General features: G+C 46.2%; 10 protein-coding genes and 2 pseudogenes. 11 read left to right on the top strand and 1 reads right to left on the bottom strand.

Annotation, left to right across the window (positions count from 1 at the left end; all coding sequences use genetic code 11):
• Positions 1–102 precede the first annotated feature (102 nt).
• Both NST45_RS20190 and NST45_RS20185 read left to right on the top strand, forming a co-directional pair.
• On the top strand, positions 103–1,608 hold the full coding sequence (locus NST45_RS20190) for a recombinase family protein (protein WP_081388048.1): 1,506 nt from the start codon (positions 103–105) through the stop codon (positions 1,606–1,608).
• Positions 1,609–1,635: 27 nt separating this feature from the next.
• Positions 1,636–2,019 (top strand): annotated as a pseudogene (locus tag NST45_RS20185) (sigma-70 family RNA polymerase sigma factor); the annotation flags it as partial.
• 392 nt (positions 2,020–2,411) lie between these two features.
• On the opposite strand, the gene NST45_RS20180 reads toward NST45_RS20185, so the two are convergent.
• Positions 2,412–3,377, bottom strand: a complete 966-nt coding sequence (locus NST45_RS20180; protein ID WP_076098918.1) for a nitronate monooxygenase — start codon at positions 3,375–3,377, stop codon at positions 2,412–2,414.
• 303 nt (positions 3,378–3,680) lie between these two features.
• On the opposite strand from NST45_RS20180, the pseudogene NST45_RS20175 reads away from it, so the two are divergent.
• The 9 genes and pseudogenes from NST45_RS20175 to NST45_RS20135 form a co-directional block, all read left to right on the top strand.
• Positions 3,681–3,940, top strand: a pseudogene (locus NST45_RS20175) (sigma factor); the annotation flags it as partial.
• 504 nt (positions 3,941–4,444) lie between these two features.
• Positions 4,445–4,603, top strand: coding sequence for a hypothetical protein (locus NST45_RS20170; protein WP_248547758.1), 159 nt, complete (start codon positions 4,445–4,447; stop codon positions 4,601–4,603).
• 139 nt (positions 4,604–4,742) lie between these two features.
• A complete protein-coding gene (locus tag NST45_RS20165; protein WP_305953511.1) occupies positions 4,743–5,474 on the top strand; it encodes a Gfo/Idh/MocA family oxidoreductase in 732 nt (243 codons plus the stop codon).
• A 501-nt stretch (positions 5,475–5,975) separates the two neighbouring features.
• Positions 5,976–6,608, top strand: coding sequence for a carbohydrate-binding family 9-like protein (locus NST45_RS20160; RefSeq protein ID WP_076098916.1), 633 nt, complete (start codon positions 5,976–5,978; stop codon positions 6,606–6,608).
• 224 nt (positions 6,609–6,832) lie between these two features.
• Positions 6,833–7,711: an ABC transporter ATP-binding protein gene (locus NST45_RS20155; protein WP_249267678.1), complete on the top strand. Its 879-nt coding sequence runs from the start codon at positions 6,833–6,835 to the stop codon at positions 7,709–7,711.
• Positions 7,708–10,167, top strand: coding sequence for a hypothetical protein (locus NST45_RS20150; protein WP_076141164.1), 2,460 nt, complete (start codon positions 7,708–7,710; stop codon positions 10,165–10,167). The genes NST45_RS20155 and NST45_RS20150 overlap by 4 nt, the downstream gene beginning before the upstream one ends.
• Positions 10,164–10,856 (top strand): hypothetical protein, encoded by a 693-nt coding sequence (locus tag NST45_RS20145; RefSeq protein WP_076141165.1) that lies wholly within the window; start codon positions 10,164–10,166, stop codon positions 10,854–10,856. The genes NST45_RS20150 and NST45_RS20145 overlap by 4 nt, the downstream gene beginning before the upstream one ends.
• 26 nt (positions 10,857–10,882) lie before the next feature.
• Positions 10,883–11,476, top strand: coding sequence for an RNA polymerase sigma factor (locus NST45_RS20140; protein ID WP_076125358.1), 594 nt, complete (start codon positions 10,883–10,885; stop codon positions 11,474–11,476).
• The gene (locus tag NST45_RS20135) at positions 11,451–12,428 is read left to right on the top strand and encodes a hypothetical protein (protein WP_339823611.1); all 978 of its coding nucleotides are present in this window, start codon (positions 11,451–11,453) and stop codon (positions 12,426–12,428) included. Before NST45_RS20140 ends, NST45_RS20135 begins: the two co-directional genes overlap by 26 nt.
• Positions 12,429–12,435: the final 7 nt, after the last annotated feature.

Here is a 12,435-nt window from a genome sequence, read left to right as displayed (position 1 = left end):
GGGGATGCCGGGTGAATGTGAAACTTGTGGTAGGCGATTCCAATGACAGAGCACGTAATGCCTGTTATGATTACCTTCTAGAGAAGTTCAGGAGGGAGAAAAGTGATAGCTGTATATGCCAGAGTGAGTACGGAGGAGCAGGCGAAGCACGGGTTCAGCCTGAACGATCAAATTCGTCAATGCCGTCAGAAAGCGGGAACGAATAAGGTAAAGGAATATGTGGACGATGGGGTATCAGGTGAATTTTTGGATAGACCGGCATTAACCAAATTACGGGATGATATTCGAGAAGGAATTATTAATAAGATTATTTGTCTTGACCCGGATAGATTGTCTCGAAAGTTAATGAACCAACTGATCATAACTGATGAATTTGACCGGCGAGGGATAGAACTTGTTTTTGTTAATGGTGAATATGCTAAAACTCCTGAAGGAAATTTGTTTTATTCTATGCGTGGAGCTATAGCGGAGTTTGAGAAGTCAAAGATAACAGAACGTATGAGCCGAGGGAGAAAAGAAAAAGCAAGGCAAGGAAGAGTGCTGCGTGATTTTCAAGTTTACGGCTACAGTTATGATAAGGAATCAGAACAGTTTCTTGTTGATGAAGATGAGGCTGCTATAGTCAGACTAATATTTGATTTGTTTACACAACCCAATACAATTGTTCAAGGACTGAATGGTATAGCCTTATACTTAACCAGTAAAGGAGTACCCACAAAAAGAGGGGCTTCGATGTGGCATCGCCAAGTAGTAAGACAAATCATTATGAACCGAGCCTATATCGGTGAATTTTATCAAAATCGCTGGAATACAGAAGGCATGTTAGGGAATAAGCACAGGAACGATGAAGAAAAGATTCCTATGAAAGAGAGACCTAAAGACGAATGGATTCTTCTTCCTTGTCCTCCACTTATAGACGAGGCTCAATTCGAACATGCACAAATATTATTATCGGAGTCTAGAAGGAGATGGGCTCAAAAAAGCAAACACCCATATTTATTGAGCGGTTTGTTAAGATGTGGGGACTGCGGCAATACCATGACGGGACGATTGTCAAACAATTGGGGAAAGAAAGTACCGGAATATACAGACATTAAGAACACTGCAGGAGCCAAATCAAAGGGATGTGGACGAAGAATTAAGGCTCACCTGATAGAAGAACAGGTTTGGGACCAAGTGACAACCTGGTTAAACAATCCCGATGAAATCGCTGCAGCTTTGCAGGAAGAGAAGACCAAGGAGCCTTTTGAAACTGCTGAGATTATGAGGATTGAAAAGGAAATTGGGAAAACCAAAAACGCACGAAAGAAGCTAATTAAACTCTTTGCTGTTAGTGAAGATGGTATTGCTGAAGAAGATATTCGTCAAGAATTGAAGGAGCTTACGCAGAAAGAAGAAGGTCTAAATGCTCAATTGATTGAATTGAGCCATATGTTAAATTCAGCTCAAAATACAGAGTACAACATTCATGTCTTGATGGAAGCTGTTCAACATTACTTATCTAAAGGTCAGGCAGAACTTACTTTTGAAGAGAAACGTGATTTGATTCGTCAAGTCGTTAGAGAAATCAGGGTCTACGAAGATTCAGTCGAAATATTTACGTTTTAAAATATGCGCACTAATGACATTTAGATGGAAATTCTGATGCACCTGCGTTCGCTCAAGAAAACACGTAAAGACGTATCCCTGCATGATCCAATTGGGACGGACAAAGAAGGTAATGAAATTACACTTATCGATATCCTTGGCTCCGAAGCTGATGATGTCATTAAAGAAGTCGATCTGAAGATCGAAAAGAGTAAGATATATCGTAACCTTGATATTCTGGATGACCGGGAAAAAGAAGTTGTGGTTGGGCGGTTTGGATTGGATACAGGTGGAGAAGAGCGGACACAGCGGGAGATTGCCAAAGAGCTGGGGATCTCGCGGAGTTATGTTTCGAGGATAGAGAAGAGAGCGCTGATGAAGCTGTATCATGAGTTTTATAGGCTAAGCGGTAAACTCATAATCACAAGGTAGTATCCGTTAACCGGCATACATAGAAAGCTTCAAGGACCATATTAGAATTTTTTAGAGAAGATATAGTTCAGCGAATTTTTGTATTAAACCAACTCATAAAAATACATGAGAAAGGGAGAGGGCAAATTGTTAAGTGGTGCTCTGAAGAGTACATATATCCAGTCATCTTTTGCGATTATCCTGGGTATTGGGCATATTGCATTTTGGCTGTGAAGATATTTAGCTGTTGTTGCAATTAAAAAGAAAGGTACGGAAATCTTTAGTTAAATACAACACAAAAGCTTATTAAATATAACTAAATTTGAGTATCAAGCGAAATGAAAAACCACTTATGCTCGGAAATCCCAAGCTTGCTTAAGTGGTTAATCGTGCTTTTGAATCTTATAACAACCTTAAGTTGTCGGGTTCAGTGCCCCTTGATACTCATCCATTAAATTGTCGATAATCTGCTGTACGGACAAAATCTCTTTAATCTCATGAACTCTGGACCCAGCAAAAACCAATCCGTTCTTAACATCTCCTCTAAGGGAAGTGAGCAGGGATTCCATTGTACAGAAGCGATGTGAACAAACCTTTAGACAATTATAGCATTTGACTATCTTTAATTTGGCATCATTACTGATCCGGTCCGTAAATTCATTCCGAATCGCTCTACCTTCTAGACCCACAGTAGACTTGATTAGGACAGTATCTCCTTGCTGAGCATCTACGTACTTTTGCTTGAAGGCTAAGGGAGCATCACACTCAAGGCTAGCCACAAAACGGGTACCCATTTGAACACCAGATGCGCCGATCCGAAGGGCTTTTGCGATATCATCCCCTGTTAGAATTCCACCCGCAGCAATAACAGGAATCGAAACGGCCTCTAAGACTTCAGGAAGGATATCAAACATGGATCTGTCTGTACCTAAATGGCCTCCAGCTTCGAACCCTTCCACAACGACTGCGGAGGCACCAAGTCTTTCGGAAATTCGGGCTAATTTGGCGGATGAAACAATAGTTACGACAGGAGTACCATATTCTTTACCCCAAGCATAAATATCTCTAGAAATTCCGGCTCCGGAAATAATAAAGTCAACCTTTTCCTCCAAAGCAATCTTCATTTTTTCGGCAAAGTCCTTCACTGCGAATAGTACATTCACACCGATGTAGCCATTTCCTTTAGAGAGTTCTCTTGTTTTGCGAATATGCATTCTCAGCTCATCAGGAGTGATCCCTGTACCAGAGATGGTGCCGATCCCGCCTGCATTAGCTACAGCAGCGGCTAGTCCACTTAAGGATATGCCTACACCCATTCCACCTTGAATAACAGGAACTCTCGATTTAATATGTCCGAATTGGATTGTTGGAAGTTTCAATTACACACCTCTTTTGCAAGTTGTTGACATTATTAATACTCCTCTAGAGTAATAAGATATATCGTAACACAGCTAATTCTTTCCCGGATGTGACTGTAAACATGCTCAAACTATGTTAAATATCATGTCTTTCAACTGTTAAGTTGTTGATATCAAGTGAAAATTTAAGAAAACGAAGTGACTATTAAAAAAAGGACAATGAATAACAAAAAAAGAGCCATCCATCCGGTAAGACCTTCATACTTCTATCAACGCTTTTCTATCAAGAAAGTGGATTTTGACATCGTATCGTGTCCACAACCTCAAAAATTCGATAATGCCGGAGAAGACATGGAGGACTTAATCTCCATGGAACCATTGGCTTGATTAAAGCCATCGAGAGCTATCGTCCGAACAAAGGAACCAAACTAGCCACATTTGCTGCTCGTTGTATTGAAAACGAAATCCTGTTGCACCTGCGTTCGCTCAAGAAAACACGTAAAGACGTATCTCTGCACGATCCGATTGGGACAGACAAGGAAGGTAATGAAATTACACTTATCGATATCCTTGGCTCTGAAGCTGTATCATGAGTTTTATAAGGCGAAGCGGTGAGGATATTAGATAATAACTTAAGATTCACTATAGAGTGTTTTAAAAGCGACTTGCAAAAAGGGAGTTGCTTTTTTATGTGTGCCCAGCATTGGCGATCTATAGGGTTGAAGTTCCGCATACATCGTACAAAAATGGCAGACCTTGCGGCAAGCGATAGAAGAAAGAACCTATGAACCGAGCCCTTCCCCTACATAGAATTAGAAGGAATAACGGAATCGTGCAAAAAGTAACTTTCTTTGCTAAATAAAAATATCTATCATTCTTATATAATAAAGGTGACAAGGTATCATAACAAGATGCAGGTTATTCTGTAGTAGCCCGGTATTGTACAAATGTAAGAGAAGTATATGCATGAAGAATGGTAAATCATCAATGCCCAAGAAGACTAGACGTTGTAAGGAGACTTCGGTTTCTCCCAACAAGGAGCTTGGATCAACATAAAATAACCTCCGCGAGTGAGAAGGATAGGATGGATGCATCATGAAAAGGTACGGGGCGGTCGTGATAGGCTGCGGTTATATGGGCTCTCTCCACTTGGACGCGATATCACGACAGGTGCGGGTCCGGTTGATCGGCGTGGCGGATTGGAACCGGGACAGGGCCTCCTTAGTGGCAAGCCAATACGGAGCTGAGTGTTGGAGCACGGATTACCGGGTCTTGATAGAGCGTGATGATGTGGATCTGGTCATTATCGCCACGTACCCGTCCTCCCATCTGGGGATCGCAAAAGATTGTCTCGCTGCAGGGAAGCATATCCTATGCGAGAAGCCGATGGCGGGCAATGCACGGGAAACACAGGAATTCATGAAGCTGGCCCGTGGAGCTAAAACCAAGGTGCTGATCGGTCACATCCTTCGCCATAACACTACGTACCAGGCGGTTATGAAGATGATCCGGGAGGGCGCCATCGGCTTCCCTTTGGTCATCCGGCTATCCCAATTGAAGCCCTCCAAAAATTGGGCTTCCCACTTATCCCTGCTCCGGGACGTCTCGCCGATCGTGGATTGCGGCGTCCATTATATCGATGTGATGCGTTGGGCTACAGGGGCGGACGTAGTAAGCGTCAATGGGATCGGGCAGCGTCTCTACGAAGAAGTCCCGCCGTATACTTACAATTACGGACTCATGACCCTCCGTCTGTCGGACGGCTCCATCGGCTACTTTGAGACAGGGTGGGGCAAGGGGCTTCCGACTGATAACCGGAAGGAATTTATCGGACCGGCAGGCCGGATTCGCATCATATACAAGAACGAACGACCGCGAGAGGATCAGCATCTGGGGAATCTGATCGAGGTCGAAGACTACCAGAAAGGAGCGGTCCGGCAGATCAATATGGACTTCTCCGTAAAGCCTACGGGTGCCCAGCTGGACTATTTCCTGTCCATGCTGGAGAACAACTTGCCCCCTATACCGGCAATGGAGGAAGCCTGCCGGGCGATGGAGATCGCTCTCTTAGCCGACCGGGCGATCCATGAAGGAATTACGTTACCTTGCGCGAAATAAGGGTTGACCAACATGGTGATGGTAACAGGGGATGAACCGGTGCATGGTGTACACCTGCTGAGGAATAAATTGTCCACACCCATGCAAAGTACGGCAGCCGACATCAGTCAGTCGAACTGAGGGATGTATACGGTGCCGTCGGGTACCACCCGCTGGATCATCAACGGATTGCAGGGCTAGTAAGCTCCGGAGCCATATTCCGGGAGGTTCCATTCGGCGAGGTGAAGGTAGATTTCGACGCCTATTTCGCCGCATTGCAGGAGAACGGATACGGGGGGATCTGACCATCGATCGGGAAGTGGGGGATGCGCCCGAGGGGATATAGAGTGTGCAGTTCCATCATCCGCCAATACAGGTAACGGCAGACGGCCGTGCGAGATTTCGGGGATCGAGACTGCGTATTGGAAAACCGGTAAGTCGCGGGTCTAAATAATCAAGTTAATTAATAGGGTTGTTTTGCTGTGTTAGCCTAGTGGGATTTCCAACCGAAGGGAATGAACCATGGAAAGAAAATTAGAAACCTTAGTGATTTCCCGCCTGATAAATCAGACGGATGTTTCAGTTACAGAAGATTTCCAGATCATTAAACAGTATCAATGGCTTAAAGGATATAACCCGGTCGTTACAGCAAGATTAAATTACAGTCAGGAGGATCTGAAGCTTCAGTTTAAGGTTTACGAACAGAATCCAATACGAACATATAGAAACATGAATGATCCTGTGTATAAGGATAGCTGCATCGAGTTCTTTTTTCAGCCTACTCCGGATTCGGACCAGCGCTATATGAATTTCGAATTTAATGCGAATGGCGCAATTCTCTTGCAGATAGGAGCGGATCGGTATGATCGCTTCCCAATCACTATCAATCCAGCACTTTTCCAAGTCCTATCCACCACGGATCAGATTAATGATAAAGGGGAAGCGTATTGGGAATTAAGCTTTTCGATCTCATGGGCATGGGTACAATCTTATTTTTCGGATTTTCGGGCAGTGCCGGGAAAAAGGATAAGAGGAAACTTTTACAAGTGCGGCGATGAAACGGTTTATCCGCACTTTGGAACATGGAGCAAAGTTCATTCGAACAAACCAGAATTTCATAGAAGCTGTGATTTTGGGATTCTGTACTTAGAGTAACTGCGAAATGCAGGTTAATGAATAACTTCCGAAGCCGCATATACGGGGTTGGAGGTTTTTTTGTCGTAGTAGACACATCGAACAAATGTCATATTGGCAGCGCAAGGATACTATTATTTTAAAAAATCACCTGTTTTTTAAACTTTTAGAAGGGAGTGTCGTTATACTGTTCGACAATCTACTCGTGCGCACGGTAGTTGGCCAAGTACGAATGGAGGCAGGTAATGATGCATGTAGTTATCCAGCAATTGTGCAAAAAATATGGCAGTAAACAAGTACTGAACGGAATTAACCTGACATTGGGTACGGGTATGTTCGGCTTACTCGGTCCCAATGGGGCGGGAAAATCAACATTGATGCAAATATTGGCAACAGTAATACCGAAAACATCAGGGGATGTACAAATTGGACATTGCAAGCTTGGGCGGGATGAACGTGAAATTCGTGGCTTGCTTGGCTACCTGCCACAAGAGTTTGGCGTATATCGCAAGTTGACAGGCGCAGAATATCTCGATTATGTCGCGTCCATGAAGGGCATTACAAATGGAAAAGCCCGGAGGAAAGCAGTAGCCGAAATGTTGCGCCGAGTCAATCTGGAGGAGAAGCGCCATGTGCGTATAGGCAAATATTCTGGCGGGATGCGGCAGCGCATCGGTATTGCCCAGGCGTTGCTAGGTGATCCGCAGTTCATTATTGTGGACGAGCCTACGGCAGGGCTTGATCCCGAAGAACGCATGCGATTTCGTGATATGCTGACTGAGCTGGGTAAAGATCGTACTGTGCTACTGTCTACACATGTCGTCGCCGATATTGATAATAACTGTAAGAGTATGGCGATTATGAGCGGAGGGCGCATCGTATTTCACGGTACGCAAGAACAATTGCTCCAGCGTGTGCAGGGACAAGTGTGGACGGTCCAAGTGGGTGATGAGAAGCTTGCAGAGCTCAAAGAAACTGCAGCCATCGTGACTGCAAAGCGTTCAGGAGCCGGCTATGAGGCGCGTGTTCTTGCCAGTTCTGTCCCATTACCTGGAGCAGTCCAGGCAAAGGCAGGACTTGAGGACGGATATATCGCGGTCATGAGAGCGGGGAATAGCCAATGAGCCTAGTTCGCTATTACAAAACAGAGTGCAAGCTACTGCTGCGTGGCCCAGGCTTGTATCTAATGCTGGCAACTGTGGTCGGCATCCTGTATTTGATGTTTCAGACCGCCGATGCCAAATTGGATCGTGCAGTATACGTGATGGATATTTCTGAGGTGTATTGCCTTGTAGCCCTCATTATTTTGCCTTTGCTGGCAACAGCGATAGCACGGCGGGATGAAGAATGGAAGACAGCAACCATGATGGCTACCTTTCCGTATCGAACATGGGAAATGGAGGCTGCACGCTTGCTCTGTGCTGTAACCCTTCCGTTAGCAGCTGCGCTCGTGCCGATGGGGGCTTATGTATGGTTGGTCGTAAATGATGGCATCTCATGGGGAATGCGTGAATGGTATACCTCTGCTGTATTGGCTTCCTTTGCCATCCCGATGTTATTTGCAACTGTAATTGCCTACTTAGTAGGTATCCTTATCCGCAAGCGATACAGTTACTTGATCAGCTTCGTCCTGTTGCTTAGCTTGGCAATTATTTTACCGGAATTTTTTAAGACCGATCGCCCTTCTTTTTCATTACCCCCTCATACGCAGATTTGGTTCGATTATTCACTAGTTAAATATATTGGTAAGTCTTACTCACGTATGTGGGGATTTATATATGATCCGGCATTTTGGCTGCATCGCGGCATCGTTGCAGCTTTAGCAGCAGGAATGGTCATGACTGTTCTACTTGTAGTATGTAGACGCAGGCGGGAACGGGTCAAGGCATGGCTGGTCTATCCCACGATGCTGATTCTAGGTGCAGCATTGTTATGGGCAGGTAGTGCGATGTACGGATACCTGCAGGAACGGGCAGATATTGCGGATGCCAATGAACGTTTCTATCGCGAACGTCTTACTTCAGCCAATGATATCACGCAACAGCGTGAATTGGAGCAACTGCTCGTTGCTGGAATTGCAGCGGGTAAATATTCGGAGGCGGATATTGAGGAAATGTCTCGGATCACCCTTAACACAAACGGGAATACCAGCAATCCGCTCTCGGTATCGCATATTAAAGATCTGCTTGTCGGAATGAAGTTCCAGGATCTACACATTAACAGCTACAAGCTGAAGTTGGAATTACTGCCGCGGCATGGGTTAGAAATACAGGCGACGATGCAAGCAAGCAATGGACAAGCGGCAACACTAGAGCGATTCCCAATCATGCTGCGACATATCTTTGATGTACAGGAACTGAAGGTGAACGGTGCTGCTGCTGCCTATAAGTGGGAAGAGGCTACAGATGTACTTTGGATCAAGCCTGCAACGGATGTTATGCCAGGGGAGCATCTGGAGATCGAGATGACATATAGAGGTACCCTAAATGATTGGCGGCATTATTATTCCGTCGCTCCTAGCAGGGATAGATGGGAGCAGATCGCTGTTGTCGACGATAACAGGATTTTCCTGCCAGCTTTCTATGGCTGGTACCCTGTTATCGGCAATAGCCGGCTATCGGAATTGCTTACCGATCACTACGAATGGGGGCGTCACGCTACAGATATTCTGGACACACAACTGCCGCGCCCTATGGCGGGCTTTGAAGTTTCTATCACAGGGCCAAGTGGCTTGAAACTGTTCTCCAACGCCTCTGTCATTACTAGTAAGATGGCTGGAGAGAAGGGAGCGACCATCACGCGCCTGGAGCTGGATGAAGCAAGCGGACTTACATTATTTGGGGGCGATCTGCAACTTGCAGAAGCGACGGCAGACGGCAAGACGTTGCGTCTGTTGGCATCTGGTCAATTGCCTACCCGTTCTGTCGAAGAAGCAGCACAGTTCGCAGCCAGGCATTACGCCCAAGCAGCGCGTACTTTGAAAATGTTGGATGGAGAAGCTGCAACGAGCTTTCCCCAGACGGTTACTATGGCACTTGCCGATTATCCGTATTATAGTTTGAATATGGTGAGTATGAGTACCCTGGGCATGGTAGATGCAGCAGTTGGAGGTCCGGAAGCTCGCGATATCCACTTTTTGTCTAAGTTGTCTGAGTTAAGTTATTTTGGGACGGAAATTGAGCGAGGGAAGAATGGGAACATTCAACTGAGAACGGGGCAATACTGGCTTGATTACAGTGCCAAACGTAGAGAAATTAGAAATGCGAGAGTGTTAAATTTAAACGCCCAATTTACACTGAACAACTTTTTTCAGGCTTATAACGAGCTCAAGCTGGTCGGAGAGGAACTGCCAGATCGACTGTTCGAACCTGTTAGCAGCTATTTTTTGAACGGTACACCGAATCAGGTTTATGACCTTATGAATACCATATACAGCCAGTACGGTATTGAAAGTGTCTACGATGTCATCAAGCTTGTCTATGACAGTATTGGCACAGAGCAGCTAATCGAGGACAGTGATGAACAAATGGAAGCGCTTCTGCGAGGCTATTTGCAAAGGAAAATGGAGGGAGGACAATGAAGGTTGCCCTCATTCTTTTGTCCCGTACAAAATATGCTTGGCGCATCCTATGGGGCGGCTACTTGCTAGCTATAGCTATTATTGCGGCGCTGATAGCAGCTGGTTGCCTCATGCTGCCAATGATGATGCCCTCTCCTGGTTTTTATCATGTCAAAGTGGCTTTTATATTTGTGCTGCCTTTACTTGCGATTGCCTTGAGTGCTGCCTTGTTCGCCGATGATTTCAGTGAGGGTACTTTTGCCCATCATTTCAGCTATCCATATTCACAATTACTCGTGTTCGCCGAGCGAGGAGCGGTCGCTGCGCTATTGCTAGTTATCTATGAAGCAACGTTGCTCTGGGCAATTGACCGCTGGGCGATCGTTTTAAGTACGGCACAACTAGCTTACATAATTAAACATAGCCTCAGTGTGAATATGTTCCTTGGCGGTCTGGCGGCATTGGGCAGTCTGCTAGGGCGCAATATGGCTGTCGGGCTAGGAGTGGGGGCAACGGTGTGGCTGCTGGAGTATTTTATGTCCAGTATGCCGCTCAATCGGTACTATTTATTTCAAGCCGTCTGGCCGGTGAGCCGGTTCACAGATAAATCGCATAACGCTATCGCATTATTTGCAGCAGCTGGAATACTGCTTTTCTGCTGTATGCTTCTATTGGGGAAAGGCAGAGGTTGGCTCGTGTGCAGGCAATAGTGCTGAGCGAGAAAGGAGAGAGTCAAGTGAACAGCAGGGCTGTTGTTACGGATGAGCAACTGCTCGAGCAATACAAGCAAGGGAATACAGCCGTGCTGGAGTTGTTCGTCTATCGGTATCATCAGACCATCTATGCGTATTTATACCGACTGACCAGCAAGCGTCAGCTCGCAGAAGATTTGGTGCAAGAGTGTTTTGTCAGAGTATTCACGGCTTTGCAAGCTGGTCGGTTGCCTGAACGGTTTCGACCATGGATTTATCGAATTGCGACGAACCTGTGCCGTGATGTATGGAAGTCCGGAGCTTATCGTTATGAAGTAGCGGCTAAGGATACCGGAGTGTATGATGCGGCAGATGGCGGTAAGGATACGGTAGCGTCTTTTTTAGACAAGCAATATGAGCGTGAAGCAGTCATTGCTGCCCTTGGCGCTTTGCCTGAGGAGGAGCGGCAAATTGTTATTTTGCGTTTTTATGAGGAGCTCAAGCTGGATGAAATAGCCGAGTTGCTGGAACTGCCGCTTGGAACGGTCAAGTCCAAGCTGTATCGGGCGTTCAGGCGACTGGCCCATACATTGCAGAAAGGGGAGGATCAGGATGAGTTACATATCCGGAGCCGGTAGCGCCGATAAGGCTAGTCGCGACAGTCAACTGCACAGGGAATTGCAAGAGCAGCGGCAACTAGAGGAAAAGGGTGAAGCAGCAGCGGATCGATGGGAGCATGACCAGATCGGAGCCGTATTCAGCCAACTGGATCGCTATACCGTCGATGGTCCCAGCGGCCAGCAGACGGAATCTCTGCTGGCGCTTGCCGCCACATATGCCACACAGCCTGAGTGGGCGGTTGCTGTACCCTCTTCCAGGCGAGTGCCAAGACATGACAGGCCTGGGCGGCAACCAACTGTCGCTATATCTTTACCAGTAAGGCTTATGCAACGCATGGCAGCTCAGGTAAGGACGATGCATTGGCTGTTTTGGCTTACATCAGCGCTTATGATTGGCATAGGAGCAGTCGTTGAGGGGCTGGTAGCAAGTGAATGGTTCAGTAGCTCTGCCAAGCCGGATGTATTTTTATTTACGATTCTGTTGCTTCCTGTAGCCAGTGTGGCCTATTCACTCCGATCCATGCATACGCCAATGAGTGAGCTTGAGGCGACCTTTCCTGTTACACCCGTACAGCTTATGGTAGCCAGAATAGGAACCATACTGCTATATGACCTCCTTCTAGCGCTGTTGTTTTATGGAATACTCGTTATGACGGGTACCAGCGGTGAATTCGGATCTAACACTACTTTACTGATCACAGATCTATTACTACCGATCTGCCTGAGCGCTTTTGCAGCGCTGGCTGCAATGCTTCGTTTCGGGACATGGCCTGGTACCGCGGTTGTCCTCGCAGTGGGCGTCATCCAGTTTTCCGCTGGCGAGAGGCTTGGCGTATTTCAATTGTTCAGCGAATACGGGTCCGAACACTGGCTTGCAAGCAAGCTTGTTGCTGTTAGTCTGGCAATAGCGCTTGGTGTTATAACAAGTATTTTGCTGCGCCATCGGCATTATTACAAGCAATATGGATAGGAGGGAA

The sequence above is a fragment of the Paenibacillus sp. FSL R7-0163 genome, from assembly GCF_037969975.1.
GTDB classification, from domain to species: domain Bacteria; phylum Bacillota; class Bacilli; order Paenibacillales; family Paenibacillaceae; genus Paenibacillus_AQ; species Paenibacillus_AQ odorifer.
Note: the sequence above shows the minus strand (reverse complement) of the source record. Positions and strands in the feature narration are given on the sequence as shown.